The sequence below is a fragment of the Dokdonia sp. Asnod2-E02 genome (genome assembly GCF_045063915.1).
GTDB lineage: Bacteria > Bacteroidota > Bacteroidia > Flavobacteriales > Flavobacteriaceae > Dokdonia.
This window is the reverse complement of record NZ_JBEFNX010000005.1, coordinates 2,607,149-2,633,132: the sequence shown is the minus strand read 5'-3', so window position 1 is coordinate 2,633,132 and position 25,984 is coordinate 2,607,149. Positions and strand designations below refer to the sequence as shown.

Annotated in this window: 31 protein-coding genes; 18 read left to right on the top strand and 13 right to left on the bottom strand. The window is 38.1% G+C overall.

Going from position 1 to position 25,984, the window contains the following annotated elements; all coding sequences use genetic code 11:
- Nucleotides 1-63: 63 nt before the first annotated feature.
- Complete coding sequence (locus tag ACJJVM_RS12015; protein ID WP_405211810.1) at nt 64-2,259, bottom strand: RecQ family ATP-dependent DNA helicase; 2,196 nt, start codon at nt 2,257-2,259, stop codon at nt 64-66.
- 85 nt (nt 2,260-2,344) lie between these two features.
- Here ACJJVM_RS12015 and ACJJVM_RS12010 point away from each other — a divergent pair, with 85 nt between their 5' ends.
- The 5 genes from ACJJVM_RS12010 to ACJJVM_RS11990 all read left to right on the top strand — a co-directional run bounded on the left by ACJJVM_RS12010 (nt 2,345) and on the right by ACJJVM_RS11990 (nt 6,316).
- Nucleotides 2,345-3,310, top strand: a complete 966-nt coding sequence (locus tag ACJJVM_RS12010) for an SIS domain-containing protein (RefSeq protein WP_021778458.1) — start codon at nt 2,345-2,347, stop codon at nt 3,308-3,310.
- Nucleotides 3,310-4,149 carry a twin-arginine translocase subunit TatC gene (gene tatC / locus ACJJVM_RS12005; protein WP_405211809.1) on the top strand — a complete coding sequence of 280 codons (840 nt, stop codon included), beginning with the start codon at nt 3,310-3,312 and terminating at the stop codon, nt 4,147-4,149. Before ACJJVM_RS12010 ends, tatC begins: the two co-directional genes overlap by 1 nt.
- A 70-nt stretch (nt 4,150-4,219) precedes the next feature.
- Nucleotides 4,220-4,579: a carboxymuconolactone decarboxylase family protein gene (locus ACJJVM_RS12000; RefSeq protein WP_021778456.1), complete on the top strand. Its 360-nt coding sequence runs from the start codon at nt 4,220-4,222 to the stop codon at nt 4,577-4,579.
- A 98-nt stretch (nt 4,580-4,677) separates the two neighbouring features.
- On the top strand, nt 4,678-5,415 hold the full coding sequence (gene lptB / locus ACJJVM_RS11995; protein WP_021778455.1) for an LPS export ABC transporter ATP-binding protein: 738 nt from the start codon (nt 4,678-4,680) through the stop codon (nt 5,413-5,415).
- Nucleotides 5,416-5,467: 52 nt separating this feature from the next.
- A complete protein-coding gene (locus ACJJVM_RS11990; RefSeq protein WP_035325205.1) occupies nt 5,468-6,316 on the top strand; it encodes a phosphatase PAP2 family protein in 849 nt (282 codons plus the stop codon).
- A 1-nt stretch (nt 6,317) separates the two neighbouring features.
- Here ACJJVM_RS11990 and ACJJVM_RS11985 read toward each other — a convergent pair whose 3' ends face one another.
- Nucleotides 6,318-6,695 (bottom strand): MotA/TolQ/ExbB proton channel family protein, encoded by a 378-nt coding sequence (locus ACJJVM_RS11985; RefSeq protein WP_299150700.1) that lies wholly within the window; start codon nt 6,693-6,695, stop codon nt 6,318-6,320.
- Nucleotides 6,696-6,906: 211 nt separating this feature from the next.
- On the opposite strand from ACJJVM_RS11985, the gene ACJJVM_RS11980 reads away from it, so the two are divergent.
- The 7 genes from ACJJVM_RS11980 (at nt 6,907) to ACJJVM_RS11950 (ending at nt 12,831) form a co-directional block, all read left to right on the top strand.
- Nucleotides 6,907-7,959 carry a sensor histidine kinase gene (locus ACJJVM_RS11980; RefSeq protein ID WP_405211808.1) on the top strand — a complete coding sequence of 351 codons (1,053 nt, stop codon included), beginning with the start codon at nt 6,907-6,909 and terminating at the stop codon, nt 7,957-7,959.
- The gene (locus tag ACJJVM_RS11975) at nt 7,956-8,654 is read left to right on the top strand and encodes a LytR/AlgR family response regulator transcription factor (RefSeq protein ID WP_405211807.1); all 699 of its coding nucleotides are present in this window, start codon (nt 7,956-7,958) and stop codon (nt 8,652-8,654) included. Before ACJJVM_RS11980 ends, ACJJVM_RS11975 begins: the two co-directional genes overlap by 4 nt.
- Before the next feature lie 120 nt (nt 8,655-8,774).
- Nucleotides 8,775-9,458, top strand: a complete 684-nt coding sequence (gene folE / locus ACJJVM_RS11970) for a GTP cyclohydrolase I FolE (RefSeq protein WP_405211806.1) — start codon at nt 8,775-8,777, stop codon at nt 9,456-9,458.
- A 115-nt stretch (nt 9,459-9,573) separates the two neighbouring features.
- A complete protein-coding gene (cysS, locus tag ACJJVM_RS11965) occupies nt 9,574-11,058 on the top strand; it encodes a cysteine--tRNA ligase (protein WP_405211805.1) in 1,485 nt (494 codons plus the stop codon).
- Nucleotides 11,058-11,312, top strand: a complete 255-nt coding sequence (gene yidD / locus ACJJVM_RS11960; protein ID WP_021778447.1) for a membrane protein insertion efficiency factor YidD — start codon at nt 11,058-11,060, stop codon at nt 11,310-11,312. Before cysS ends, yidD begins: the two co-directional genes overlap by 1 nt.
- A 96-nt stretch (nt 11,313-11,408) precedes the next feature.
- Complete coding sequence (gene lgt / locus ACJJVM_RS11955; protein ID WP_405211804.1) at nt 11,409-12,347, top strand: prolipoprotein diacylglyceryl transferase; 939 nt, start codon at nt 11,409-11,411, stop codon at nt 12,345-12,347.
- Nucleotides 12,334-12,831 carry a DUF192 domain-containing protein gene (locus ACJJVM_RS11950; RefSeq protein ID WP_021778445.1) on the top strand — a complete coding sequence of 166 codons (498 nt, stop codon included), beginning with the start codon at nt 12,334-12,336 and terminating at the stop codon, nt 12,829-12,831. Before lgt ends, ACJJVM_RS11950 begins: the two co-directional genes overlap by 14 nt.
- 177 nt (nt 12,832-13,008) lie before the next feature.
- On the opposite strand, the gene ACJJVM_RS11945 is transcribed toward ACJJVM_RS11950, so the two are convergent.
- From ACJJVM_RS11945 to ACJJVM_RS11915, 7 genes are all read right to left on the bottom strand, one after another.
- Complete coding sequence (locus ACJJVM_RS11945; RefSeq protein ID WP_021778444.1) at nt 13,009-13,161, bottom strand: DUF4295 domain-containing protein; 153 nt, start codon at nt 13,159-13,161, stop codon at nt 13,009-13,011.
- A gap of 3 nt (nt 13,162-13,164) precedes the next feature.
- Nucleotides 13,165-13,347: a 50S ribosomal protein L33 gene (gene rpmG, locus ACJJVM_RS11940; protein WP_013749890.1), complete on the bottom strand. Its 183-nt coding sequence runs from the start codon at nt 13,345-13,347 to the stop codon at nt 13,165-13,167.
- Nucleotides 13,348-13,366: 19 nt separating this feature from the next.
- Nucleotides 13,367-13,606: a 50S ribosomal protein L28 gene (rpmB, locus tag ACJJVM_RS11935; RefSeq protein ID WP_021778443.1), complete on the bottom strand. Its 240-nt coding sequence runs from the start codon at nt 13,604-13,606 to the stop codon at nt 13,367-13,369.
- 191 nt (nt 13,607-13,797) lie between these two features.
- Complete coding sequence (locus ACJJVM_RS11930; RefSeq protein WP_405211803.1) at nt 13,798-15,048, bottom strand: competence/damage-inducible protein A; 1,251 nt, start codon at nt 15,046-15,048, stop codon at nt 13,798-13,800.
- Entirely contained in the window at nt 15,049-15,384 is a 336-nt protein-coding gene (locus tag ACJJVM_RS11925; protein WP_298347882.1) for an Hpt domain-containing protein, read from the bottom strand.
- A 1-nt stretch (nt 15,385) separates the two neighbouring features.
- The gene (locus ACJJVM_RS11920; protein ID WP_405211802.1) at nt 15,386-16,000 is read right to left on the bottom strand and encodes a fumarylacetoacetate hydrolase family protein; all 615 of its coding nucleotides are present in this window, start codon (nt 15,998-16,000) and stop codon (nt 15,386-15,388) included.
- 3 nt (nt 16,001-16,003) lie between these two features.
- A complete protein-coding gene (locus ACJJVM_RS11915; protein ID WP_405211801.1) occupies nt 16,004-16,777 on the bottom strand; it encodes an exonuclease domain-containing protein in 774 nt (257 codons plus the stop codon).
- Nucleotides 16,778-16,875: 98 nt separating this feature from the next.
- On the opposite strand from ACJJVM_RS11915, the gene ACJJVM_RS11910 reads away from it, so the two are divergent.
- Both ACJJVM_RS11910 and ACJJVM_RS11905 read left to right on the top strand, forming a co-directional pair.
- Nucleotides 16,876-17,346 (top strand): hypothetical protein, encoded by a 471-nt coding sequence (locus ACJJVM_RS11910; RefSeq protein WP_405211800.1) that lies wholly within the window; start codon nt 16,876-16,878, stop codon nt 17,344-17,346.
- Complete coding sequence (locus tag ACJJVM_RS11905; protein WP_298347878.1) at nt 17,339-17,992, top strand: hypothetical protein; 654 nt, start codon at nt 17,339-17,341, stop codon at nt 17,990-17,992. The genes ACJJVM_RS11910 and ACJJVM_RS11905 overlap by 8 nt, the downstream gene beginning before the upstream one ends.
- A 78-nt stretch (nt 17,993-18,070) precedes the next feature.
- Here the strand turns inward: ACJJVM_RS11905 and ACJJVM_RS11900 are convergent, their stop codons facing one another.
- The 4 genes from ACJJVM_RS11900 to ACJJVM_RS11885 all read right to left on the bottom strand — a co-directional run bounded on the left by ACJJVM_RS11900 (nt 18,071) and on the right by ACJJVM_RS11885 (nt 21,953).
- Nucleotides 18,071-19,390: a dihydrolipoamide acetyltransferase family protein gene (locus tag ACJJVM_RS11900; protein ID WP_405211799.1), complete on the bottom strand. Its 1,320-nt coding sequence runs from the start codon at nt 19,388-19,390 to the stop codon at nt 18,071-18,073.
- A gap of 79 nt (nt 19,391-19,469) precedes the next feature.
- On the bottom strand, nt 19,470-20,600 hold the full coding sequence (locus ACJJVM_RS11895) for a glycosyltransferase family 2 protein (protein ID WP_405211798.1): 1,131 nt from the start codon (nt 20,598-20,600) through the stop codon (nt 19,470-19,472).
- Between the two features lie 35 nt (nt 20,601-20,635).
- Nucleotides 20,636-21,253, bottom strand: a complete 618-nt coding sequence (gene recR / locus ACJJVM_RS11890) for a recombination mediator RecR (RefSeq protein WP_405211797.1) — start codon at nt 21,251-21,253, stop codon at nt 20,636-20,638.
- A gap of 58 nt (nt 21,254-21,311) precedes the next feature.
- A complete protein-coding gene (locus ACJJVM_RS11885; RefSeq protein WP_405211796.1) occupies nt 21,312-21,953 on the bottom strand; it encodes a protein-L-isoaspartate(D-aspartate) O-methyltransferase in 642 nt (213 codons plus the stop codon).
- A 181-nt stretch (nt 21,954-22,134) separates the two neighbouring features.
- Between ACJJVM_RS11885 and ACJJVM_RS11880 the strand changes: the two genes are divergently transcribed.
- Genes ACJJVM_RS11880 through ACJJVM_RS11865 form a run of 4 tightly spaced genes read left to right on the top strand, consistent with a single transcriptional unit; the run spans nt 22,135 to nt 25,937 of the window.
- The gene (locus tag ACJJVM_RS11880; protein ID WP_405211795.1) at nt 22,135-23,094 is read left to right on the top strand and encodes a Gfo/Idh/MocA family oxidoreductase; all 960 of its coding nucleotides are present in this window, start codon (nt 22,135-22,137) and stop codon (nt 23,092-23,094) included.
- Nucleotides 23,095-23,152: 58 nt separating this feature from the next.
- Nucleotides 23,153-24,040, top strand: a complete 888-nt coding sequence (locus tag ACJJVM_RS11875; protein ID WP_298347872.1) for a 3-hydroxyacyl-CoA dehydrogenase family protein — start codon at nt 23,153-23,155, stop codon at nt 24,038-24,040.
- Nucleotides 24,041-24,069: 29 nt separating this feature from the next.
- The gene (locus ACJJVM_RS11870; protein WP_405211794.1) at nt 24,070-25,290 is read left to right on the top strand and encodes a DUF1015 domain-containing protein; all 1,221 of its coding nucleotides are present in this window, start codon (nt 24,070-24,072) and stop codon (nt 25,288-25,290) included.
- Nucleotides 25,290-25,937, top strand: a complete 648-nt coding sequence (locus ACJJVM_RS11865; protein WP_405211793.1) for a YggS family pyridoxal phosphate-dependent enzyme — start codon at nt 25,290-25,292, stop codon at nt 25,935-25,937. Before ACJJVM_RS11870 ends, ACJJVM_RS11865 begins: the two co-directional genes overlap by 1 nt.
- Nucleotides 25,938-25,984 lie beyond the last annotated feature (47 nt).

Below are 25,984 nucleotides of genomic sequence, written 5' to 3'. Positions count from 1 at the left end.
GGTTGAGATGGTTTTTGTTACGCTTTCGCGAAAGCGTAATTAAACCCCTCACGTTACAAATAACTAGTTTGCAACCTCGCTCATAAACTTGATTCTATACAGACGTAGCTCCTCATCTTCATAATCACCATCAAACTCTTCCATAGCGACATCTATTTTATCTGTCTCTGCCTCCATAAAGTAATCGTGTAACTCTTCTTGTTGATCTTCATCAAGTATGTCATTAATCCAATAGTCTATATTGAGTCTGGTACCACTAAAAACTATGGCTTCCATCTCTTTTATAAAATCTGGCATTTCCTTACCCTTTGCAGATGCAAGATCATCGAGAGGTAACTTACGGTCTACGTTTTGAATAATATACAATTTGAGACCACTGTTTGCACCTGTACTTTTTACTACGAGATCATCTGGACGAAGAATATCATTTTCTTCTACATAAGCTTTTATAAGGCTAACAAAGTCCTTACCGTACTTTTTTGCTTTTCCGTCTCCTACACCGTGCACGTTACCTAGCTCTTGTATCGTAATAGGATACTTTATCGCCATATCTTGTAATGATGGATCTTGAAAAACTACAAATGGTGGCACATCGAGCTTTTTTGCAACCTTCTTACGAAGATCTCTGAGCATTTCCATAAGTTTCTTATCTGCTCCCCCTTGCTTTTGAGATGAGATAATAGCATTATCTACATCTGCCCCAAAGGTATGGTCATCTGTCATCATAAATGACACAGGCTTATCTATAAAAGCAAGCCCCTTTGGCGTCATTTTTACAACGCCATAAGTTTCTATATCCTTTTTGATATAGCCAGCAACAATAGCTTGTCGCATTAATGCAAACCAATATTCTTTGCTTTGATCTTTACCTATACCAAAAAATACTTGTTCGTGTGTTTTATGAGAAGTGATAATAGCATTTTCTTCTCCTCTTAAAGTAAAGACTACTTCCTTACTCTTATATATTTGTTTTGTATCACGTATAACTGTAAGCACCTTTACAAGCTCATCTTGCGCCTCGTGTTTCTTTTTTGGGTTGCGCATATTATCATCTAGCATCCCACCTTCTCCCGAAGCGTTATCAAATTCTTCACCAAAATAATGAAGGATAAACTTTCTTCTAGAAATACTCGTCTCTGCAAATGCAACTACTTCTTGCAATAGTGCGTGACCTATTTCCTGCTCTGCAACAGGCTTACCACTCATAAACTTCTCAAGCTTCTCAATATCCTTATAGGCATAAAATGCGAGACAATGTCCCTCACCTCCATCGCGACCAGCACGACCTGTTTCTTGATAATAGCTCTCTATACTCTTAGGTATATCGTGATGAATTACAAAACGCACATCTGGCTTATCTATACCCATACCAAAGGCTATAGTTGCAACCACAACATCTACATCTTCCATTAAGAACATATCTTGATGTCGTGCTCTAGTCTTTGCATCTAGGCCTGCGTGATAAGGCACTGCTTTAAGACCATTAACTTGTAAAGTTTGGGCAAGCTCTTCTACACGTTTACGTGCAAGGCAATAGATTATACCACTTTTACCCTCATTTTGTTTTACAAACCGAATGATATCTGCATCTACTTGTGCTGTTTTAGGGCGTACTTCATAATAAAGGTTAGGCCTATTAAAGGATGCTTTAAAAGTATTTGCATTTGTTATACCTAAGTTTTTAAGAATATCTTCTTGCACTTTTGGTGTGGCAGTTGCCGTAACAGCTATAATAGGTATTCCCTCACCTATTCTTCCTATGATCTTTCTAAGGTTTCTATACTCAGGTCTAAAATCGTGTCCCCACTCTGAGATACAGTGTGCCTCGTCTATAGCTAGAAAAGATATTTTCTGCTCGCGTAAGAACTCTACATTCTCTTCTTTAGTAAGTGATTCTGGGGCAACATACAGCAGTTTTGTAACACCACTTGCTATATCCTCCTTAACCGTTTTAATCTCTCCTTTTGTAAGAGAGCTATTTAAAACGTGGGCAATGCCCTCATCTTGTGAGATACCTCGTAAAGCATCTACTTGATTTTTCATAAGAGCTATGAGAGGAGATACCACAATAGCGGTTCCCTCTGCTATAAGAGCTGGCAGTTGGTAACAGAGTGATTTACCACCACCTGTAGGCATTATAACAAAGGTGTGATTTCCACCTACAATGCTTTTTATTACCTCTTCCTGCAAACCCTTAAACTGACCAAAGCCAAAATATTTCTTAAGTTCTTTGTGTAAGTCTATTTGTTCTGTCTTCATCTATTCAAATGCATTTTTACATACCTTTGTGTTTTCTAAAGATAGTAATTTCCCCACGTTAAACAAATCATAACAAAACCAAGTTTTGAACATTACTCAGCAAATCATTGCTAGCGCACAGAAAACCATTAACATAGAGCAAGCCGCCATTGCAAATCTATCGTCTCTTATAGATGAAGAATTTGCTCAAGCAGTGCAAGCTATTTACTCATCAAAGGGTAGAGTTGTTATTACAGGTATAGGTAAAAGCGCCATTATAGCTCAAAAAATAGTTGCAACACTTAACAGTACAGGTACTCCTGCACTATTTATGCACGCGGCAGATGCGATACACGGCGACCTAGGGAGTATACTTATAGATGATATTGTAATATGTATCTCAAAGAGTGGTACAACACCAGAGATTAAAGCCTTAGTCCCACTTATTAAAAAAACTGAGAATACACTCATTGCAATTACTTCAAATAAAACATCATTTTTAGGTAATGAGGCAGACTATGTTTTACACGCTTTTGTAAAAGAAGAGGCTTGCCCCAACAACCTTGCTCCTACTACAAGCACAACTGCACAGCTCGTTATAGGTGATGCCGTTGCTGTAGCCCTTCTAGATCTAAGAGGTTTTACAGAAAAAGACTTTGCAAAGTATCACCCAGGAGGTGCGCTAGGCAAGCGATTATATCTTACAGTGCAAGATATATGTGCCACACACCAAAACCCTGCAGTAACACCAGATGCAAGCATTAAAGAGGTTATCGTTGAAATCTCTAAAAAAAGACTAGGTGTAACCGCCGTCGTTCTAAACGGAGTTATCCAAGGAATAATCACAGATGGAGACCTACGTAGAATGCTTGCAAAAAACGACTCACTAGAAGGCCTTACAGCTCAACAGATTATGAGCGAAAATCCAAAAACTGTAAATCACACAGCTATGGCAATCGCTGCAAAAGATATTCTAGAAGAACATAACATAAGCCAGCTCCTTGTCGTAAAAGATGGGAACTATGCTGGCGTTGTACATATACACGACCTCATAAAAGAAGGAATCGCATAATGGCAAAAAAAGAAAAAAAACACCCAGATGAGATGTCCTTTCTGGATCATCTTGAAGAATTAAGATGGCATTTAATAAGGGCAACCCTAGCAGTAGTTATTATAGGTGTAGTCGCTTTTATTTTTAAGGGAACACTTTTTAAAATCATCTTTGGGCCACAAAGCCCTAACTTTGTTTCTTACGACATACTTTGTGAGATATCACGCTTCTTTGGGGCCGAAAAAGGATGTATTGCAGATGGTGATATGGATTTTATCATACAGAGTAGAAAGGTTGCAGGACAGTTTAGCGCAGCTATATGGACCTCCATTATGGCCGGCGTTGTGATAGGTTTTCCATACATACTTTATGAATTTTGGAAATTTATCTCACCAGGCTTATATGAGAATGAGCGCAAATCTAGTAAGGGCTTTATAGTAGTTGCCTCATTGCTTTTCTTTATGGGAGCAGCATTTGGATACTTTGTAGTAGCACCACTTTCTATAAACTTCCTTGCCACTTTTAAAATATCTGAAGCCGTTCAAAATGAATTTGACATAGACTCATTTATAGGGCTCGTGCGTGCATCTGTCCTAGCTTCTGGTTTTATATTTGAGCTACCTATCATTATGTATTTTTTAACTAAAATAGGCCTAGTTACACCAGAATTTTTAAAGAAAAACAGAAAGTATGCGCTTGTAATTGTATTAATTTTGGCGGCCATAATCACACCGCCAGATATATCAACACAAGTCATTGTTGCTATACCTATAATTATCCTTTACGAGGTTAGTATTTTTATCTCAAGAGGTGTAATAAGAAGAGAAAAACGCCGACTCAAAAAAGCCGGTCTCGCATAAGGAACAGGCAAAAATTATTAATAATTAATCGTTGTACGCTTTCGTGAAAGCGTAAACCCCCACTTACATTATGAGTAACAATATAATAGACGACTTTAATAGCTATCGTTCAAAAATGAATGATAAAATACTCGCAGACAATAACAAAATTGTAAAGCGCATCTTTAACCTTGACACAAATGCTTTTACCGCGGGTGCTCTAGACAAAAAGACAAAAGAACTTTTAGGTCTTGTTGCCTCTACAGTGCTACGTTGTGATGACTGTGTAAAATATCACTTAGAGAGCTGCCACGACGAGGGCGTGACTAAAGAGGAGGTGATGGAAACACTTAGTATAGGCACTCTTGTAGGAGGAACTATAGTAATACCACACCTACGCCGTGCTTATGAGTACTGGGAAGCCCTAGATGAAAAGAAAGGAAATCAATAAGCATTTCTTTTTTGTTACAAAGATCTACAATGCTTGTTCTTAATGAGCGTTATAGATCTTTAAAATAAAGGCTTAAACAATACGTATATTTGTTACATATGAAACTACGCGCAGAAAACTTAATGAAATCTTACAAAGGCCGAAAGGTTGTAAAAGGGATTTCTGTAGAGGTTAACCAAGGTGAAATTGTAGGTCTCTTAGGGCCTAACGGAGCCGGGAAGACTACGTCGTTTTATATGATAGTGGGTCTTGTAAAACCTAATGGCGGTAACATATACCTAGACCAGCAAGATATTACTAAATACCCTATGTATAAAAGGGCGCAAAATGGTATAGGCTACCTAGCGCAAGAAGCTTCTGTTTTTAGAAAACTGAGTATAGAAGATAATATACTAAGCGTTTTACAGCTTACTAAACTGTCTAAAAAAGAGCAACTTCATAAGATGGAGGAGCTTATAGAAGAGTTTAGCTTAGGGCATATACGTAAAAGCCGTGGTGACCTTTTATCTGGTGGAGAGCGTAGACGTACAGAAATTGCTAGAGCCCTTGCTACCTCACCATCTTTTATATTACTAGATGAGCCCTTTGCCGGTGTAGACCCGGTTGCTGTAGAAGATATACAGCGCATCGTTGCACAGCTCAAAAATAAAAATATAGGCATCCTTATCACAGATCACAATGTGCAAGAAACGCTGGCTATCACAGACCGCACTTACCTAATGTTTGAAGGAAGTATACTCAAACACGGAGAGCCAGAAGAACTCGCAGCAGATGAGATGGTGAGAAAAGTTTATCTAGGTCAGAATTTTGAACTAAGAAAAAAGAAGCTTTTTTAATTAAAGCTTACATACAATCTTATAATTAAGATCACCCTCTATACATCTTGTTATGAAATATACTTATACACTCATACTCGTAGTCCTATTTTCTGTTTTTTGTAAAGCACAAACACCTATTCCTTCTCAAGAGCAAGATACTCTGGGGATTTTAAAACTTGCTTTTTACGATACAAAGGTTATGCTTAAAGGTATAGGCCACGCATATACAGGCCCTCTGCGATGGAAAAAGGATGACTTTATTGTGGCAGGAGCCATTGTAGGTGGTACTGCGCTCCTCTACTTTGTAGATGATGATGTAGAAAACTATTTTATAGATAGAAGAGAAGATATCCCTACGGTACTTGATGAAGCTGGAGAGAGACTAGGTAGCCCTCAAGTAGCTTATGGAATTACAGCCGGTACTTATCTTTTTGGGTTATTTACGAAAAATGAAAAAGTACGTCGTACTGGAGCTTTAATGACCTCATCTGCAGTAACCGCTGGATTATTACAAACACTTCTTAAAGCATCAACAGGAAGAAGTAGACCTACTAATGGTCAAGGTAAATTTAGCTTTAATCCTTATAGTGGCGAGGCTGGTTTTAGAGCATTCCCTTCTGGTCACACCATTCTTTCTGTAACAATGGCCCACGCAGTAGCAAAGCAATTTGATAATGTTTGGGTAAAGGTTGGTATTTATGCTATAGGCTCTATAGCTCCTTTACAAAGGTTATGGGGTGGAGCGCACTGGCTTACAGATGTGGCCCTTAGTGCTGCACTTAGTATTGTGATTGTAGATTCTATAGATAACTATATGAACAAGGCAAATGTATATCCCGACGGCTCTAAGAAAAACAATAGCATTTCTTGGAAATTTAATGTAGGCTTAGGTCGCGCCGGGCTTACTGGTACTTTCTAGATTAACTTACTGGTAAATTTTCTTGCTTCTGTGCTTTTATAGTAAGCACAAGCATTACTACCCTGCTTATCACAAAGCATAGCAACCCAAAAACGGTACATAGCAAGGCCACCTTGAGCCCTCCTGCCATCATAGGCTGTGAGATATTTCCATTTCCCTCTATAGCATCAAAGGCCGTAATAAGACCTATAGTAGACCCGAGAAGTCCCCACATAAGTGCAAAAAGACTGAGATGACCTATGAGCTCTAGTGTATTTCTTACACGCTTTTTACCTACAAGAGCTAGAATAAATAAGACTAGTACTGCAAGTAAAACAAGTAAAATAGGCACCATAAATAATGGCCCTCCTTCATTAATACGATCGATAATTTGTGACATAACTTTAGTTTTTAAGATTAATGTGATGTAAATCTAAAGAGATAAAACACTTCTTAATATTATTTGCGACGAGCACCAGTTTATACTTCCAATATAGCAATTTAAAATCCGTCAACGAATAACCACCAGCCTGTTAGGTTATAGACAGCATATAAAGCGTTATTCATCTCAAAATAAATAAGGGCTATCATTTTTTTGTCATCTTTGTGAGATGCTAGCATCTTTGCTTAAAAAAACCATTTACTTCCCTATACATATTATACTATGGGTATTAGTATGGTTATTTTACATTTATTTCTTTAGCTATGCGGCAGATAATGATCAATTTGTCATACACTTTGCAACTAGCCTCTTACCTATTACTATCGTAGTAACCTACATTATTGCATACTATCTAATACCACGTTTCCTTCTCAGAAAGAGATATATTGTTTTTACTGCATACCTATTATACACTGTAGTAGGCTCACTTTTTTTAATAATTATCATCACCTTCATAAACTTTATCTTCTTATCTAATTATGATATGAAGCAAATGCCCTTGCTCACGCGCAACTTTGTTTTTGTTTTCATACTCGTGTACCTCGTGGCTGGATTAGTCTCACTTGCACAACTGCTCAAATACAACTACAAGGCAATACATCGCAATAGTGTATTAGAAAATAAAATACTAGAAGGGCAATTACTACTTAAAGAAAAGGAACTCCATTACCTTAAAGAGCAAATACACCCACACTTTTTATTTAACACACTTAATACGATTTATGGAGCGGCCCTGAAAGAATCTAAGCACACTCCAGACCTGATTCTCAAATTATCTAATTTACTAGACTACTCACTTAATCAAATAAAGAAAAAGACCGTTGCCATATCTGAAGAGACTGGATATATAGATTCTTATATAGGTCTTGAGCAGGTGCGTTTTAGGGAGTCTCTAAGTGTCAACTTTACAAAAAACATACAGAGAGATATTCAAGTCCCGCCTATGTTATTTATCGCCTTTGTAGAAAATGCTTTTAAACACGGAGGGCCTATTGATGAGTTCCTTATTATAAACATACATCTTGAGGTGGTAGATAAGCGATTACATTTTACAATAAAAAATACAGTAAAAGCTGCTCAAAACAACACGCTTAATCACGGTCTCGGGCTTAAAAACAGTAAAAAAAGACTTGATGTGCTTTATCCACAGAGATACACACTCACAAGTGAGCACAAAGACAACTGGTTTTACCTAGATGTAAACATTACATTAGATCAATGAGAACGTACAATGCAATCATAATAGATGACGAACCTATGGCGCGTGAGATTTTAGAAAGTCACCTTTCAAAAATTGAACAAATAAGCGTGGTAGCCTCTTGTAAAAATGCCGCACAGGGTTTTAGCGCTCTAAGTGCTTACGATGTAGACCTTGTATTTTTAGACATAAATATGCCGGAGGTCACAGGTCTTATGTTTGCCAGAGCAATACAAGGTAATACTAAGATTATTTTTACCACCGCTTACCGTGAGTATGCCATAGATGGTTTTGATCTTCAAGCTGTAGACTACCTACTTAAACCTATCTCATTAGAAAGATTAATGAAGGCCCTACAAAAATTTTATAACGAAGTAGATAAGCCAGCGCAAAAAACAATTACAGATACCTTTACATTTTTTAGATCTGACCGTAAAATGGTGAAGGTAGACTTTAACAGTATTCTTTATATAGAAAGTCTAGGTGACTATCTAAAAATTCACACGAACGATGAGATTATTGTTACCCGAGAGACACTATCATCTGCTATAGAAAAATTGCCCACAAAACAATTCTTAAGAACCCATCGCTCATACGTAGTTGCTGTGCAAAAAATAGATAGCTACACAAATGAGCACATCACTATAGATAAAACCGTTATCCCTATAAGTAGAAGCTATCGAGATACAACGCTTCAGTCATTAAGTTCTATAAAATAACGCAGTTTATTGCGTACCTTTGCAAGCCTTTAAAAGTCTTAACGACTGAGGTAAAAATAATGTGTTGATTACGCTTTCGCGAAAGCGTAAAAGACCCCATTAAAAGGAGTACCGCATACTATGAAAACAGAATTAGAAAGACAATTAGACCAAATTGAAGCAATAGGTGATGACCACATAGGGACCAGCGCGGTTACCCCATTGCGTGCAGATGCTTTTGAAATGAGCAATGCAGATAAACTTACAAGCATCCAGAAGGACGTCGCTCACATTATGGAAACCCTAGGGCTAGATATGACAGACGACAGCCTTAAAGGAACACCAAAACGTGTGGCAAAGATGTTTGTAAACGAGATATTTTCTGGTTTACATCCTGATAATAAGCCTAATGTTTCAGTATTTGATAATAATTACAAATACGGAGAGATGCTAGTTGAAAAAAACATCACAGTATACTCTACCTGTGAGCATCACTTACTACCTATAGTAGGTCGTGCACACGTGGCATACATCTCAAACGGAACAGTAGTAGGGCTTAGTAAAATGAACCGCATTGTAGACTACTATGCAAAGCGTCCTCAAGTACAAGAGCGACTCACTATGCAAATCGTGCAAGAATTACAACGTGCTATGGGCACAGAAGATGTAGCCTGCGTTATAGACGCAAAACACCTTTGTGTAAACAGCCGTGGTATACGTGATATAGAAAGTAGCACGGTAACTAGCGAGTTTGGCGGGAAGTTTAAAGAAGAAGCTACACGTAGAGAATTTTTAGACTACATCAAGCTAGACACAGATTTTTAAGAAGCTACAGCTTGCTTATACATACCTATAAAAAAGCGGTTTCTTTTTAGTGACCGCTTTTTGAGTTTTACAATTAAGATATTTACCTTCGTTACACACATAAATAGCACATAAAATGCCTTTATACCAAGATCAAGAACTCACAGTTTACAACTCGCTTTCTGGAAAGAAAGAAATCTTCACACCTCTACTCGAGGGTTATGTAGGTATGTATGTGTGCGGTCCTACGGTATATAGTAATGTACACTTAGGTAATGTGCGCACCTTTATGAGTTTTGATATGATATTTAGATATCTCAAACACTTAGGTTATAAAGTGCGCTATGTGCGTAATATTACAGATGCTGGTCACCTCACAGATGATGCAGATCAAGGAGAAGATAAGATTGCAAAAAAAGCAAGACTAGAGCAAATTGAGCCTATGGAAGTTGTACAGAAGTACACGCTAGACTTTCACGACATTCTCAATAAATTTAATTTCTTACCTCCTAGTATAGAACCTACAGCTACAGGTCACATCATAGAGCAAATAGAAATAATCAAAAAGATTATAGACAACGGGTATGCTTATGAGAAAAATGGCTCTGTATACTTTGATGTAATAAAATTTAATGAAGACCACGAGTATGGTAAACTTTCTGGCCGCAAGCTAGAAGATATGATTACAAACACTCGTGCCCTTAGTGCGCAAGATGAGAAGAACAATCCTCAAGATTTTGCACTTTGGAAAAAAGCCGAACCTGAGCACATAATGCGCTGGCCTAGCCCGTGGGGTGATGGCTTCCCAGGGTGGCACCTAGAGTGTACTGCAATGAGTACAAAATATCTAGGAGAACAGTTTGATATACACGGTGGTGGTATGGATCTTAAGTTCCCTCATCACGAGTGTGAGATTGCTCAAAATGAAGCTGCAATAGGTACAGAGCCTGTGAAGTACTGGCTACACGCAAATATGCTCACCCTTAACGGCCAGAAAATGGCAAAGAGTACTGGTAACAGTATCAACCCAGGTGAGATTTTTACTGGAGACAGTCCCCACTTAACAAAAGGATTTGCCCCTAGCGTTGCGAGGTTTTTTATCTTACAGAGTAGCTACCGCAGCATTATGGACTTCTCAAATGACGCATTACTAGCGAGTGAAAAAGGTTTTAACAGACTAATGGAAGCGCTCAAAATTGCAAAAAATCTAGACACATCTAAAGAAAGTAGCTTTAATGTAAACGACTGGAAGGCGTCTTGCTACGCCGCGATGAATGACGATTTTAACACTCCGATACTCATTGCACATCTTTTTGATGCAGTAAAGCAAGTACACCTTATTAAAGACGGAAAAGCAACTATCACTGCAGGTGACCTTAAGTTATTACTTGAGACGATTAATGCTTTCGTTTTTGACGTACTTGGACTTGAAGACAATAACGCTTTCGCGAAAGCGGACGACTCAAAATTAAGTGGTACCGTAGAGTTACTTATAAAACTTCGTAAAGAAGCACGTGAAAACAAAGATTTTGCACTAAGCGACAAAATACGAGATGAACTTATAGAGCTAGGAATTCAACTGAAAGATGGTCGTGAGGGTACTACCTTTACCGTAAACTAATGGCTTCTGCAAAGAAAATAGCAATTGCTCCCTTTTTAGGAATCATCTGGTTTTACCAAAAATTTATCTCGTCGTGGACACCTAGCACCTGTCGCTACTCACCCACTTGCTCTCATTACACCAAGACCGCTTTACAAAGGCACGGACTTTTAACAGGTGGAAAGCTGGCATTAAAACGTATTTTATCTTGCCATCCTTGGGGTGGCCAAGGTTATGATCCTGTCCCAGAAAAAGAACCCTTAAATAATGACTAAAGCTTTTTACTATCTGCCATTAAGGTTTTAACTTGCTGTCCATAATTATAAACACAGCGTCATAAGTACGGTGCTAAAAAGATCAAAATAGAAAATATGTTTGCACTCAAATTTACTTGGAATCCCGTATCTGGATTAGATTTAGGTTTTATCACCATTCATTTTTACAGTTTGATGTTTGTAGTGGCATTTTCATTAGGTTTTTACTTGATGAAAAAGATGTTTCAACGTGAAGAGGTTGCTATAGAAAAGTTAGATAGTCTTTTTATCTACGCAGTCGTTTCTATACTACTGGGAGCGCGGTTAGGTCACGTATTTTTTTATCAAACAGAGCTTTTATGGGAAGACCCACTATCTGTAATACTTCCGTTTAGGTTTGTACCAGAATTTGAGTTTACTGGTTTTAGAGGCCTTGCCAGTCACGGTGCTGCCATCGCGACTATATTTGGTCTTTATTTATACAATAAAAAAATCTTACATAAATCTGTGCTATGGATTTTAGACCGCGTAGTTATTACCTGCGCATCTGGAGCCATTTTTGTACGCATAGGTAACTTTTTAAACTCAGAAATGGTGGGTAAGATTACAGATAGCCCACTAGGCATACAGTTTGTGCAAGATGAGATTTCTGAGCGACGTGCTGTAAGCCTTACAAACATACAAAACCCAAAAAAGGCATATCAAGCCCTTACTGAAGATCCACAATTTGCCGAAATAATAAGTAGTATTCCTTACCGATACCCGGGGCAACTTATGGAAGCATTTGGCTATGTATTTGTATTTATCATATTATACCTTTTATACTGGAAAACTGAGGCACGTAAAAAACCTGGATTCTTGTTTGGATTATTTTTACTTCTTCTTATGACAGTGCGTCTTGTGGTCGAAAACTTTAAGAGAGAACAAGTAGAAGGTAGAGAGGACTGGATATTTAACCTTAACACAGGGCAAGTATTGAGTATTCCCTTTATCCTTATTGGACTCTACTTTGTTATTACCGCATTTACTAAAAAACCTATTAATGAAACTAATTAAACCCTTTACGCTATCACTCGCTGCCTTATTAACATTAAGTAGTTGTAATAATACTAGTGGCTCTGATAAAGTAATAACTATGGAGACTCCCGCATTTAATAAAGAGGGAGAATTATCACTATATAAAGCTTCTGGCAAACTTATAAGAACAATAGATGTAGAAGTAGCAGATACTGCCTTTGAGCAAGAAACAGATCTCAAAAATAGAGACCTCTTAAAAGCCCATCAAGGTATGTTATTCTTGTACCCAGAAGAAGATTTACGTGGGTACTTTATGAAAGACATACGCTACCCGCTCGATATTATATTTATAAACGGAGATAATAGAATCGTGAGCTTTGCAGAGAATACAACTCCTCTAGATGATAGTACATTTTTACCTTCTCAAGTACCAGCACAACTCGTATTAAAAATAAATGGAGGTCTATCTGAAGAATGGGTTATAGAAGTAGGCGACTATGTAGAATGGAAATTTACTAACTAATACGATTTTAATACCCACTAGTTAGAATAAAGGGCTACCTTAAAATAAATCACATAACAAATCCTCCTATCAAACTTTTGATAGGAGGATTTATTTTTTGTGCTCGTTTAAGTAGATAAAGCACAAAAAACCCGTCTCAATAAATGAAACGGGTTTTGAACTATCTTAAAGTAAAGCTTATTTCTTAGCTAAGAAATCGCTTACTTGATCTGGAGACATTACTGACTCAACAAAAGTGTAAGCTCCAGTTTTTGGAGATTTTACCATTTTGATCGCTTTAGTTAAACGCTTTGATCCTGTCTGTAACGATGCAACTGATTTCTTTGCCATAACTTATTTGATTTCTTTATGAACAGTCATCTTCTTAAGTACATTGTTGAATTTCTTCAACTCCATACGGTCAGGTGTGTTCTTTTTATTTTTTGTCGTGATGTATCTTGACGTTCCTGGTTGACCAGTCGCTTTGTGCTCTGTGCACTCTAAGATTACTTGTACTCTATTCCCTTTCTTTGCCATCTCGGTTTACTTTATGGGATTATTTAGTTAAGAATCCGTTTGCGCGAGCCTCTTTAACAACCGCGTCGATTCCTTTCTTATTGATATTTTTTAATGCAGATGCAGACACTTTCAAAGTGATCCACTTATCCTCTGCTGGAAGGTAAAAACGTTTTTTCATAAGATTCACGTTAAATTTACGCTTCGTCTTATTCATCGCGTGGGAAACATTGTTTCCTACCATTGCTTTTTTACCTGTAAGCTCACAAACTCTAGACATTCCTAAAACTTTAAATAGTTATTTCAAAACAGGGTGCAAAAATACGTAATTTTATAGGTCACTACAAAACTTATTTCTAGTTTTTTCCTGTTAATTTATTTTATGGCTCTTATTTTCTACAATAGAGCCCTCTAATTTATATAATAGAAGGGGTTTTATTACGCTTTCGCGAAAGCGTACCAAAAAACATTTTATCCCTCCTTACGTATCACATCTCTTAATAGCTCAAGCGCCTTATTAACACTCTTACCTATTACTCTCTTGCGGTGATTACCCATCATAAAGTGATGTGCAGTAACTCCTTGATCTGTGGCGATACCTATGTAAACTGTACCTACCTCTGCATCACTATCACCCTTAGAAGGACCCGCATTACCTGTGGTAGATATACCTATGTCTGATTTATAGAGACGCTTTGCGTTTACCGCCATTTGTGAAGCAACCTCTGCACTTACTACAGAATGCTTGTCTATCACAGTAGGATCTACGCCTAGTATATCTATTTTAGACTGTGTGGCATAAGTTACTAGACTTCCTTTAAGATATTGAGATGCGCCACCGTGCTTTGTAAAACGCTCTACCATTTGACCTCCTGTACAGCTCTCTGCAATGGCTATTGTTTTATTATGATCTACCAGCAGTTTTGCAACAATTTCTTCTAGCTCTCCATCACTTTCAAAACCGATAAAAATATCATCTATAAGTGGCAAAAGCTTTTTAGTCTGGATAGCCATTTCTTTTTCAAGCACATCTTGTTCTGGTCCAGATGTAGATAGACGTAAGCGCACTCTACCTAGTGATGGTAAGTAGGCTAGCTTTATAGTAGCGGGCAACTCATTTTCAAAAGCTTCTATACGCTCTGCGATAGCACTCTCTCCCATTCCATAGGTCAAGAAGGTTTTATGGAGTATGTAGGGTAACTTAAACTGCTCTTGAAGCCTTGGCAGCACTTCGTTTTCCATAAGCCCCTTCATTTCATAAGGGACTCCCGGCATTGAGATAAAGACGGTGTTTTTATCTTCAATCCACATACCAGGTGCTGTACCAAATTTATTCACAAGGATTTGTGCCTTACTAGGCACTAGCGCTTGTGTCTTATTTGCTTCAAGCATCGGTTTTTTCACATACTCCTTAAACAAGTATGTCACGTGATCAAGCACACTCTGATCAAGTACTAGCTCATCGCTGAAGTATTCACAAAGCGTATGCTTTGTAATATCATCTTTAGTAGGACCTAGCCCTCCTGTGATTATGACAAGGTCTGTACGACTTTGTGCTGCCGCAAAAGCTTCTAAGAGATGTGCCTTATCATCTTGTATAGACGTAATCTGATATACAGAAACCCCTATTTTATTAAGAACTGAAGATATGTAAGCACTATTTGTATCTACAATCTGGCCTATGAGTATCTCATCACCTATTGTAATTATTTCTGCTCTCATCTAGAAGTCTTCTTGTAACTCTTCAATTACCGTAGTAAGTGTATTTGTAATATCATCTAGCTTAGTCTGTATGGCAGATGTAGGCTTATTTGTATCACTCCACTTCTCCATTGCCTTAATTTGGTCTAGTAGATCTATACCAAACATATCTAAGTTCGGTTTCATCTTATGCGCAAACTGATATGCCATTTTATGGTTTACATTCTCAATAGCATTTTGCATAGACTCAAGATCTGGCGGTATCTCTTGTAAGAAAGTTGCTACTATTACTCCAACAAAATCTTCATCACCACCGGCGATCTCTCTTACTTTTTCTAGATTGTAATGTCTTGACATATTACTTTACGTTTATTGAGAACATCTCTGTATCTCCTATAAATCCTTTTAACTTATCATTTTCTTGCACTCGTGCAACACCAGCTGGGGTACCTGTAAATATAACATCTCCTATCTTAAGTGTAAAATACTGAGACACATAGCTTATTAACGCATCAATCTTCCAGAGCATCTCTTTTGTAGAACCTTGCTGTACAGTCTCTCCATTAGACTCTAGTCTAAATGAGATATCATCCACACTCTCAAAGTCTGATACTGGCAACCATTTAGTCCCTATAACCGCAGCACCATCAAATCCCTTTGCCTTTTCCCAAGGTAATCCTTTTTCTTTAAGCTGTGCTTGTAGATCTCTGGCGGTAAAATCTATACCAAGGCCTATCTCATCATAATAGGTAGCAGCAAACTTCTCATCTATATGTTTTCCTATCTTTTTAATTTTAACAAGCACCTCAACCTCGTGATGCACATCATTAGAAAATGGTGGGATCACAAAGGGGTGTTTACTTAATAATATAGAAGAGTCTGGCTTCAAAAAAACAACCGGATGCTCTGGTCTTTCATTATCTAGCTCTTCTATATGCTTTGCATAATTGCGACCTATACAAATAAGTTTCATAAATTATCCTTTAGTATTAAGCTTACGTAGTTTTATTGCTGTAAGCACCTTCTTGGTATATAAAGGGAAGTCTGCATTTTGAATCCACCCAAAATATCCTGGCTCTTTGTCTAGCACTTCTTCTACCTTCTTACCCTTATGTTTTCCAAATGTAAAAATCTCTACATCATCCTTATCATAACCTATAAAACCAGCAAAATCTGCATTTCTTTTACGCGTACTAAAGTCGCCTAAAAATTTCATATCGTTCTCCAGCTCATCATATCTATCCAGCTGAGATTTTAAAACCTCATAGGTAGCCCAGGTATCTGCAGATGCGCTGTGTGCATTAGTCAGATCCTTATCACAATAAAACTTGTATGCTGCAACCAGTGTGCGCTGCTCCATTTTATGAAAAATGTTTTGCACATCTATCGCGTTGCGATTTTTCATATCAAAGTCTATGCCCGATCGCAGTAGCTCCTCAACCAGAAGCGGTATATCAAATCTGTTTGAATTAAAACCAGCAAGATCTGAGTCTTTTATAATATCATAAATCTCCTTTGCTCGCTCTGCAAAGGTAGGCTTGTCTGCAACATCTGCATCACTTATACCGTGTACTGCAGTCGTTACTGCTGGAATAGGTACCGTGGGATTTATACGTTCTGTAAACTCCTCCTCTCTTCCATCTGGAAAAACTTTAAGGATAGATATCTCTACAATTCTGTCTTTTGCAACATTGACACCAGTAGTCTCAAGGTCAAAAAAACAAATAGGTCTTGTGATTTTTAACTGCATCTCACAAAAATACTTGTTTATAATTACAATATTTAAACCTCTAACTATTAAAAATCAAAGAAATGCTATCTTGGTATAAGATTTGATTTCATTCTGTTATGAATATAAAATACTTAAGTCTCGTTGTTATTTTTTTCGCTTTCGCGAAAGTTTCCTTTGCCCAAAACTCCGCCTTTACTACACAAGATGTGATAGGGACCTATACAAATGATTACAGAAAAGCGCTCATCACAAACCCTGAAGTGACTAGCCTACCTGTGCAATGGCAACTTATACTATCTCCAGATGGAACTTTTGAATACCACAACTCAAGACAATTAAAAGGACAGCCAGAAGAGCATTGGTATGCAAGAGGGCAATGGACTTTTAAAGGTAAAATAGTGTCATTTATAAGCTCACCACAAGATATAGATGATAAGTACACTATAAATCTAAACGGTTCAAAGGCTCGATTTTTTAAAAAATCACCACGTAATAACTCCCCAAAACCTCAACCTACCTACATTCATTTTTTCAAATCTGAGTATGCAGTAACCAAAAGCTTAAAACTTCACAAAACCAATGAATAGATTAAAACTTATATACACCGTCTTACTTACTGTGAGTATGGTATTTTTCGCGAAAGCGCAAAACACCTCCACCCCAGATGTAGAGCTCATAGAAGAAAAGCAGCCTAAGCGATGGCTTCTTTATGCCCAAAATAATACAGACCAAGAACAAGAAGCTTTTCTCATTGTACAGGGCGAAGGCTTTAGGCGTAGTGCAGATAGACCAGTTATAAAAAAAATACCGCCTAATGAAAAGGTACTTATGATTACTTTAATACCGTTAAGAGGTGCCACACCTACGTATACTAAGATATTTAACTACAACAACAAGCTACAATCTATAAGTAAGCGCAAAGGCGAAGACGACGAAGCTTATGTAAACATACGTCCTATTATAGCAAGTGAGTTTACAGTCTTTACAGAAGATAACTGTGACAAATGTGAAGTGCTTATTAATTACCTAAATGACAACCACCTTAAATACCGAACTCTCGTCGTATCAAAACATAAAAAAGTAGCAGATTTTATGTTTCAACATCTCAAAAGTGATGGCCACGATGGCAGTAAAGTAGGTTTACCCGTTATTATGCACAAAGGCAAAAAGAACTATGATATAGAAGATATAGATGCTTTTATAAGTAGTTATGACTGGAGCACCTTAGAATAGAAAACAATATGTGATCTTATAAAAAAAGCGCAACCTGAGGTTGCGCTTTTTTTATATAGTCATTGAGAATAAATATGATTATATCTCTCTATTTACATCAAAGTTTTCTAAGTACTCTGCTACTCTCTTTACAAACTGACCTCCTAGCGCTCCATTTACCACGCGGTGATCATAAGAGTGAGATAAGAACATCTTCATACGTATACCTATAAAGTCCCCATCTGGAGTTTCTATCACTGCAGGCACTTTGCGTATAGCTCCAAGAGCAAGTATAGCAACTTGTGGCTGGTTTATAATAGGTGTTCCCATTATAGATCCAAAGGTACCTACATTAGTCACTGTATACGTTCCTCCAGCGGTATCGTCTGGTTTTAACTTACCGTCACGAGCTCTACCAGCAAGATCATTTACAGATTTTGCCATTCCTACAAGGTTAAGCTGGTCTGCATTTTTTATAACCGGTACAATAAGGTTACCATCTGGTAAAGCTGCCGCCATACCTAGGTTTATGTTTTTACGTTTTATAATACGATCACCATCTACTGCGATGTTTATGAGTGGGTAATCACGTATTGCTTTTGCCACTGCCTCCATAAATATAGGAGTAAATGTAAGGTTCTCACCTTCCTTCTTTGCAAATGCATCTTTATTCTTCTTACGCCAGTTCCAGATGTTAGTCACATCTGCCTCAATAAATGATTGTACGTGAGCACTGGTCTGCACAGATGCCACCATATGGTGCGATATGAGTTTACCCATACGAGTCATCTCTATCACTTCATCTTCACCATTTACACTTACTGGAGCGGCTTTTTTGGCTGGTGCGCTTTTTTGTGCTGGCTGCGCCTTAACACCTTGTGCTGCTGGAGCGGCTTTTTGAGTACCGCGATTTGCAAGGTATGACACCATATCATCCTTAGTCACACGACCGTCCTTTCCAGATCCTTGTATTGCATCAAGTTCAGATTGAGAGATTCCTTCTTGCTTTGCCATATTGCGCACAAGCGGCGAGTAAAATCTATCTCCAGAACTTACTGGTGCTGCTACCGCATCTTGGGCTGCTGTTACCGTTTGAGCCACGGCAGCTGCCTCTGCAGGAGCTTCTTCTACAACCTCTTGCACAGTAGTCTCTGTAGTTGCTGTATCACCACCTTCACCATCTGTTTCTATAATAGCAATGGTTTGCCCCACTTCTATCACAGCATCTACATCAAAAAGTTTTTCGACTAGTACTCCGTCTACTTCACTAGGCACTTCACTATCTACCTTATCTGTTGCGATCTCAAGTACAGGCTCGTCTGCCTCTATGACATCTCCTACTTCTTTTAACCACGATGTAAGCGTTGCTTCTGCAACACTCTCTCCCATTTTTGGTAGCTTTAATTCAAATCTTGCCATATTCGTAAAATGTAGCTGTTTTCAATTGTTATTTTTACAAAAATAGTAATTTATTCAGTTTTATGGTGAGAATAAATCACTATTCTATTTGAAACGTGATTATATCTCCTCTTCCTTCACTACTATTACTGCCTATAGCAAAAGTACTCTTTTTAGGTATTAGTTTATAAGAAACACCACTACTGGGGTGTGTTATAATTTCCTTAATTATTTTCTCATAGCCCGTATACTGGGCATCAAAGAGTATTTCTTGACCGCTCTTTATAGTAGATAGCTCGTTTTGGGTCATTACCGTTTTTTTTACACTTTGTGACAACTTTCTCGCCAGATCATCATTATTAGAAAGCAATATATACCTCTTAACCTTTTCATCATCTCTTATGATCGCCTGGTTTTTAAAATGAGTAATCCAAGACTTGGCTTTTGCAACGCCTAGACCTAACCTCACTAACGTTTGTTGTAATACATTTTTATACAAATGCTTATCATAAAATAGCTGCATTGCTCCATAAAAACGCTTTCTGTAACGTTTATCTTTTACGGTACTTTCTCCCTTAAAGTGTATAATAGCAGTATCCCCAAGGTAATAATTTACATAACCCGCTTGCAATACGGTATACGAGAGGTCGATATCTTCACCATACATAAAATAACGCTCGTCAAAACCGCCTACTTCTGTATAAACTGCACGAGGCATAAACATAAAAGCACCTACAAGTACAGCTACTTTTCCAGTTTGAGCATTTGTAAGGTGTGAAGCATAATAATGTCTAGCATCACCTATCATCTTATTGAGCGACACTTTAAGTGTGGGGATGTTTCTTTTACTTTCTGGTAAAAACCTACCGGTTCCGTCCACCAGCTGTACTCCTATAATGCCTAATTTTTGCTGCGCTTTAGCGAAAGCGTATACATCATTAAACGTGTTTTCACCCACTACCGTATCTGGATTGAGAATACAGACATACTCGCCTTGAGCTACAGCTACGCCTTGATTATTTGCTTTAGAAAAACCTACATTATCTTTATTTGCAATAAGAATAACCTGAGGAAACAGGTCTCTTACCATTGCTGCACTACCATCTATAGACGCATTATCTACGACTATAATCTCAGCATCTAGATTTTGTATGCTAGCAGTAACACTATCTAAACAGAGATGTAGATAGTCTTTTACATTATAGTTTACAATGACAATAGATAATTGCAAGCAGGATTTTTTAAAGTGAGTATTCTATAAACCTTCTAACTCTTTAATGAATTTTCGAAAGGTATGCGATGTAAGATACTTCTTCCTAAGGTAACCTCATCTGCATACTCAAGCTCATCACCTACAGAAATACCCCGGGCAATAGTAGAGGTCTTAATGTCATAAGCCTCCAGTTGTCTATAAATATAAAAATTTGTAGTGTCCCCTTCCATTGTGGAGCTCAATGCAAATATCACCTCCTTTACCTCTCCGCTTTTTGCCTTGTCTATGAGGGAGTAAATATTAAGATCTTGTGGACCTACACCATCCAGCGGACTAATCTTTCCGCCCAGCACGTGGTACAAGCCACGGTACTGACTTGTATTCTCAATAGCCATCACGTCTCTCACATCTTCTACCACACAAACTAATGATTCATCCCTATTAGAGTTAGAACAAATCTCGCATAACTCTACATCTGATATATTATGGCATTTTTTACAAAACTTGATGGTGTCTCGCATCGTGTTAAGCGCCTCAGCAAGATGGTGCGTCTGGCTCTCTGGCTGCCTTAATAAATGCAGCACAAGTCGTAAGGCTGTGCGCTTACCAACTCCCGGGAGTTGAGACATCTCATAGACTGCGTTTTCAAGAAGTTTTGAAGAGAATTCCATAGATTACAAAGATACTTCTTTAGAAAATAAGTAGTAGGCTCAGAACAATAGCCGTCCTTTAATTTTTATCCTCCAGCAACGGAACAAATCTAAACTCTCCATACTCTTTCTTTTCAAAAGAGGTTGCAGAGGTTCTTATATAGCGATGCATTATTTGCGGGTCGTCGCCTACAGGTATTACAAGCTTTCCTCCTATCTTGAGCTGTGCTAGTAATGGTTTTGGCACATAGGGTGCTCCTGCAGTTACTATAATACTATCAAAAGGCGCATATTCTGGTAATCCTTTATAGCCATCTCCAAAACTTAGATAACGAGGTCTGTATCCCAGCTTTGTGAGAAATAATTTTGTCTTTTTGTACAGCTCCTGCTGGCGCTCTATAGAATATACTTTTGCACCAAGCTCACACAATACCGCTGTTTGATACCCACTACCCGTACCTATTTCTAGTACATTGTGTCCTTTTTCTATCTCTAGCAACTCGCTTTGAAAAGCTACCGTATAAGGCTGAGAGATAGTTTGATCTGCCGCGATAGGAAACGCTTTATCTTGGTAAGCGTGATGCTCAAAACTGCTATCCATAAAAAAGTGACGTGGTATTTTACCTATAGCCTTAAGTACTAGACTATTTGTAATACCCTTTTCTTTTAATATTTGAACGAGTTGGCGGCGTTTTCCTTGGTGGCGAGTAGTGTCTTTCATCGGTTACTAAAATAGTTTTTTTACAATAAAACTCACTCTCAATCACAAATGATTTATCAAGAGCACCCCATTTTATTTTCAAAATCAATGCTACCAGCTGGTTACTTAAAATCTTCACACCCTAAAATCAGGACGTCATAAAAGCAACTAAAAACCTTATTTTTGTAAAAAACAATATACTATGCTCAAAGCTGGCGTTCTAGGTGCAGGCCACTTAGGAAAAATACACTTAAAACTTCTTAAACTATCAGAAAACTATGAACTGGTAGGCTTTTACGACACCTCAAAAGAGGTACGTGACGCCATATCAACAGAGTTTGGCTACGTAGCATTTGATAGTGAAGAAGCACTTATAGACGCCTGCGATATGGTAGATGTTGTAACGCCTACCACGTATCACTTCACAAGTGCAGAAAAAGTAATTAAAGCTGGAAAACATCTCTTTATAGAAAAACCTATCACAAGTACGGTAGAAGAAGCAGAGCAATTGCTCGCCCTAGCAAAGGAGCACAATGTGTTAGGACAGGTAGGTCAAGTAGAGCGTTTTAACCCAGCATTTATGGCGGTAAATGAAGGTATAAAAAGCCCTATGTTTATAGAAGCTCATAGACTTGCAGAATTTAACCCTAGAGGTACAGATGTGCCTGTTGTGCTAGACCTTATGATACACGATATAGATGCGATATTAAGCGTGGTACAAAGCCCTGTAAAAAGTGTAAACGCTAGCGGTGTCTCTGTTATATCTGAAACACCAGATATTGCAAACGCACGCATCGAGTTTGAAAACGGCTGTGTGGCAAACCTCACTTCTAGCCGCATCTCTATGAAAAATATGCGCAAGGCTCGTTTCTTTCAAAAAGACGCCTACATCTCTGTAGACTTTTTAGAGAAAAAAGTAGAAGTTGTAAAAATGAAGGATGCACCAGAAAATCCAGATGATTTTGCGATGATTCTTCAAAATGCAGAGGGACTCAAAAAGCAAATATATTTTGACAATCCAGAGGTACCTAGCAATAATGCAATACTTGATGAGCTAGACGCTTTCGCGAAAGCAATAAAAGATAACACCTCTCCTATCGTCTCACTTGAGGCAGGTACAGAGGCACTGCGCGTAGCCAAAATGATTATCGCAGATTTTTAAACACACATATTCAAACACACACCCTTTCCCACTGGGAAAGAAACTAAGCATCACAATTATGAAAAACATAGCAGTTATAGGAGCAGGAACAATGGGCAATGGTATTGCTCACACTTTTGCTCAGAGCGGTTACAAAGTACAGCTTGTAGACATCTCACAAGAATCACTAGATAGAGGGATGAACACCATCTCAAAAAACCTAGATAGAATGGTTGCAAAAGAGCGTATCACTGCCATAGAAAAGCAACAAACGCTAGATAACATCACCACTTTTACTAACCTAGAAGAGGGTGTAGAATATGCTGGACTTGTAGTAGAGGCCGCTACAGAAAACGTAGATCTCAAACTCAAAATTTTTGAATCACTAGATGAAGCTACTGGTGATGATTGTATCCTTGCCACAAATACCTCTTCTATCTCGATTACACAGATTGCGGCAGTAACAAAAAGACCTGAACTCGTTATAGGGATGCACTTTATGAATCCTGTACCTATTATGAAACTTGTTGAAATCATAAGAGGATACTCTACTAGTGATGCAACCACGCAAACTATTATGGAACTTTCAGAAAAGCTAGGCAAGGTACCTGTAGAGGTAAATGACTACCCGGGCTTTGTAGCAAACCGCATCCTTATGCCTATGATTAATGAGGCTATTGAGACTTTATATAATGGTGTAGCTGGCGTTTATGAAATAGACACCGTGATGAAACTAGGTATGGCCCACCCTATGGGACCATTACAACTAGCAGATTTTATAGGTCTTGACGTATGTCTATCTATACTTGAAGTAATGTATGAAGGTTTTAAAAACCCTAAGTACGCACCGTGCCCATTACTAGTAAATATGGTACGTGCAGGAAAGTATGGAGTTAAGTCTGGCGAAGGTTTTTATGATTATAAAGAATCACGCAAGGCAGATAAGGTAGCTGCAATGTTTTCATAATACTACATAACTAAGATACGCATCATATTATGGCAAAAATCTCCCCCTTCTGCGCTGTGCGACCTACAAGAGATAAAGTAGGTCTAGTAGCCACACGCGCTTATCAATTTTATGATCAAGAGGGGCGAGATCATCGTATGGCACGTAATCCGTTTTCTTTTTTGCACATTATAAACCCTGGATATAAATTTCATAAAGAGATTACGGGTAAACAGCGATTTGAGCTTGTACGTAATAGGTATCAAGAGTTTAAAGAAGATGGTATTTTTATAAAAGAAAATAAGCCAGCTTTTTACATATATAAGATTGTAGATAGAGACCAGAACACCTTTCACGGTATTGTGGCAAGCGCCTCTGTAGAAGACTATAAAAATGATGTCATAAAAAAGCACGAAGACACCCTGCAAGATCGTGAGCTACTCTTTAAAGACTACCTTGAGACGGTAGGTTTTAATGCAGAGGCTGTACTACTCACCTATCAAGATGACTCCAGTATAAAAGCGATATTGCAAGATGTAATGAGTACACGTGCAGAGTATGAGTTTACAACCACGTACCGAGACACCCATTACCTATGGCCAGTTACAGATACTCAAACCATCACTACACTACAAGAAGCTTTTGATAAACTAGACAATCTTTATATAGCAGATGGGCACCATCGCTCCTCCTCCTCTGAGCTGTTATCTGATGCACACCCGGAGCATCAAGATGCATACCATCACTTTATGAGCTTCTTAATACCAGAGTCTGAGTTGCTTATTTATGAGTTTAATAGACTTATAAAAGACCTCAACGGCTTGAGTAAGGAGGCTTTTCTTATAGCATTAGACAGCCATTTTAGAATAGAAAACAGAGGCAAGTTACCCTATAGACCATCTAAGAAACACCACTTTAGTATGTACCTAGATGGTGAGTATTATAGTCTGTATTTACGTCATAAACTCAGAACTTTTAACACACCACTTGAGCGACTAGATACTCAAATATTATATGAGACTGTGTTAAAACCTATTTTGGGTATCACAGATTTACGCAATGACAAGCGTATAGAATATATAGACGGGAGACGTGATATTGCGAGTCTTACAGACCGTGTAGACAGTAAGGAGTTTGTTGTGAGTTTTGGTATGCTTCCTATCACCATAGAAGACTTAAAAGAAATTGCAGACGCAGGGCTTAAAATGCCACCAAAAAGTACGTATATTGAACCTAAACTACGCAGCGGCGTAACGATTTACGAATTTTAATGAGTATAGCAGAAAATATTTTACGCTTTCGCGAAAGCATCCCACAAAACGTAACCCTTGTAGCGGTTTCAAAAACAAAACCCGTAGCAGATCTTATGGAAGCCTATGAGACTGGACAACGCATTTTTGGAGAAAATAAAATCCAAGAAATGACCGAGAAGTGGGAAGAAATGCCAAAAGATATACAATGGCATATGATAGGCCACGTGCAGACTAACAAGGTCAAGTTTATGGCTCCCTTTGTAAGTCTCGTGCACGCGGTAGATCGCATAAAACTCCTCAAAGAAATTAACAAACAGGCCCTTTCAAATAATCGTGTGATAGATGTACTTATACAGGTAAAAATTGCTCGAGAAGATTCAAAATTTGGTATGGCGGTAGAAGATGTTACGGCACTTTTTCAATCTAAAGAGCTTGACAACTATCCTAATGTAAACGTGGTAGGCCTTATGGGTATGGCAACCTTTACAGATGATCAACGCCAGGTACAGGCAGAGTTTGAGTTGCTAGAAGGGTTATTTTTACGCTTTCGCGAAAGCGCAAATCTCACCATTTTATCCTCAGGTATGAGTGGTGATTACAAACTAGCCATAGATAATGGAAGCACGATGATACGTGTGGGGAGTAGTATATTTGGCGCTAGATAGCCATTATACACACAACAATTTAATTATAGTACTCGTTTTACGAGCAA

What these genes read in the sequence shown, in the direction of transcription:
- ACJJVM_RS11880 (WP_405211795.1), top strand. Translation starts at nt 22,135, where the DNA reads ATGCTCAAAGCTGGCGTTCTAGGTGCAGGCCACTTAGGAAAAATACAC.
- lptB (WP_021778455.1), top strand. Translation starts at nt 4,678, where the DNA reads ATGAAACTACGCGCAGAAAACTTAATGAAATCTTACAAAGGCCGAAAG.
- ACJJVM_RS11945 (WP_021778444.1), bottom strand. Translation starts at nt 13,161, where the DNA reads ATGGCAAAGAAATCAGTTGCATCGTTACAGACAGGATCAAAGCGTTTA.
- ACJJVM_RS11920 (WP_405211802.1), bottom strand. Translation starts at nt 16,000, where the DNA reads ATGAAACTTATTTGTATAGGTCGCAATTATGCAAAGCATATAGAAGAG.
- folE (WP_405211806.1), top strand. Translation starts at nt 8,775, where the DNA reads ATGAAAACAGAATTAGAAAGACAATTAGACCAAATTGAAGCAATAGGT.
- lgt (WP_405211804.1), top strand. Translation starts at nt 11,409, where the DNA reads ATGTTTGCACTCAAATTTACTTGGAATCCCGTATCTGGATTAGATTTA.
- ACJJVM_RS11875 (WP_298347872.1), top strand. Translation starts at nt 23,153, where the DNA reads ATGAAAAACATAGCAGTTATAGGAGCAGGAACAATGGGCAATGGTATT.
- tatC (WP_405211809.1), top strand. Translation starts at nt 3,310, where the DNA reads ATGGCAAAAAAAGAAAAAAAACACCCAGATGAGATGTCCTTTCTGGAT.
- ACJJVM_RS11915 (WP_405211801.1), bottom strand. Translation starts at nt 16,777, where the DNA reads ATGCAGTTAAAAATCACAAGACCTATTTGTTTTTTTGACCTTGAGACT.
- recR (WP_405211797.1), bottom strand. Translation starts at nt 21,253, where the DNA reads ATGGAATTCTCTTCAAAACTTCTTGAAAACGCAGTCTATGAGATGTCT.
- ACJJVM_RS11885 (WP_405211796.1), bottom strand. Translation starts at nt 21,953, where the DNA reads ATGAAAGACACTACTCGCCACCAAGGAAAACGCCGCCAACTCGTTCAA.
- yidD (WP_021778447.1), top strand. Translation starts at nt 11,058, where the DNA reads ATGGCTTCTGCAAAGAAAATAGCAATTGCTCCCTTTTTAGGAATCATC.
- ACJJVM_RS11985 (WP_299150700.1), bottom strand. Translation starts at nt 6,695, where the DNA reads ATGTCACAAATTATCGATCGTATTAATGAAGGAGGGCCATTATTTATG.
- ACJJVM_RS11925 (WP_298347882.1), bottom strand. Translation starts at nt 15,384, where the DNA reads ATGTCAAGACATTACAATCTAGAAAAAGTAAGAGAGATCGCCGGTGGT.
- ACJJVM_RS11930 (WP_405211803.1), bottom strand. Translation starts at nt 15,048, where the DNA reads ATGAGAGCAGAAATAATTACAATAGGTGATGAGATACTCATAGGCCAG.
- rpmG (WP_013749890.1), bottom strand. Translation starts at nt 13,347, where the DNA reads ATGGCAAAGAAAGGGAATAGAGTACAAGTAATCTTAGAGTGCACAGAG.
- rpmB (WP_021778443.1), bottom strand. Translation starts at nt 13,606, where the DNA reads ATGTCTAGAGTTTGTGAGCTTACAGGTAAAAAAGCAATGGTAGGAAAC.
- ACJJVM_RS11870 (WP_405211794.1), top strand. Translation starts at nt 24,070, where the DNA reads ATGGCAAAAATCTCCCCCTTCTGCGCTGTGCGACCTACAAGAGATAAA.
- ACJJVM_RS11975 (WP_405211807.1), top strand. Translation starts at nt 7,956, where the DNA reads ATGAGAACGTACAATGCAATCATAATAGATGACGAACCTATGGCGCGT.
- ACJJVM_RS11910 (WP_405211800.1), top strand. Translation starts at nt 16,876, where the DNA reads ATGAATATAAAATACTTAAGTCTCGTTGTTATTTTTTTCGCTTTCGCG.
- ACJJVM_RS12015 (WP_405211810.1), bottom strand. Translation starts at nt 2,259, where the DNA reads ATGAAGACAGAACAAATAGACTTACACAAAGAACTTAAGAAATATTTT.
- ACJJVM_RS11905 (WP_298347878.1), top strand. Translation starts at nt 17,339, where the DNA reads ATGAATAGATTAAAACTTATATACACCGTCTTACTTACTGTGAGTATG.
- ACJJVM_RS11950 (WP_021778445.1), top strand. Translation starts at nt 12,334, where the DNA reads ATGAAACTAATTAAACCCTTTACGCTATCACTCGCTGCCTTATTAACA.
- ACJJVM_RS11865 (WP_405211793.1), top strand. Translation starts at nt 25,290, where the DNA reads ATGAGTATAGCAGAAAATATTTTACGCTTTCGCGAAAGCATCCCACAA.
- ACJJVM_RS11990 (WP_035325205.1), top strand. Translation starts at nt 5,468, where the DNA reads ATGAAATATACTTATACACTCATACTCGTAGTCCTATTTTCTGTTTTT.
- ACJJVM_RS12000 (WP_021778456.1), top strand. Translation starts at nt 4,220, where the DNA reads ATGAGTAACAATATAATAGACGACTTTAATAGCTATCGTTCAAAAATG.
- cysS (WP_405211805.1), top strand. Translation starts at nt 9,574, where the DNA reads ATGCCTTTATACCAAGATCAAGAACTCACAGTTTACAACTCGCTTTCT.
- ACJJVM_RS11980 (WP_405211808.1), top strand. Translation starts at nt 6,907, where the DNA reads ATGCTAGCATCTTTGCTTAAAAAAACCATTTACTTCCCTATACATATT.
- ACJJVM_RS11900 (WP_405211799.1), bottom strand. Translation starts at nt 19,390, where the DNA reads ATGGCAAGATTTGAATTAAAGCTACCAAAAATGGGAGAGAGTGTTGCA.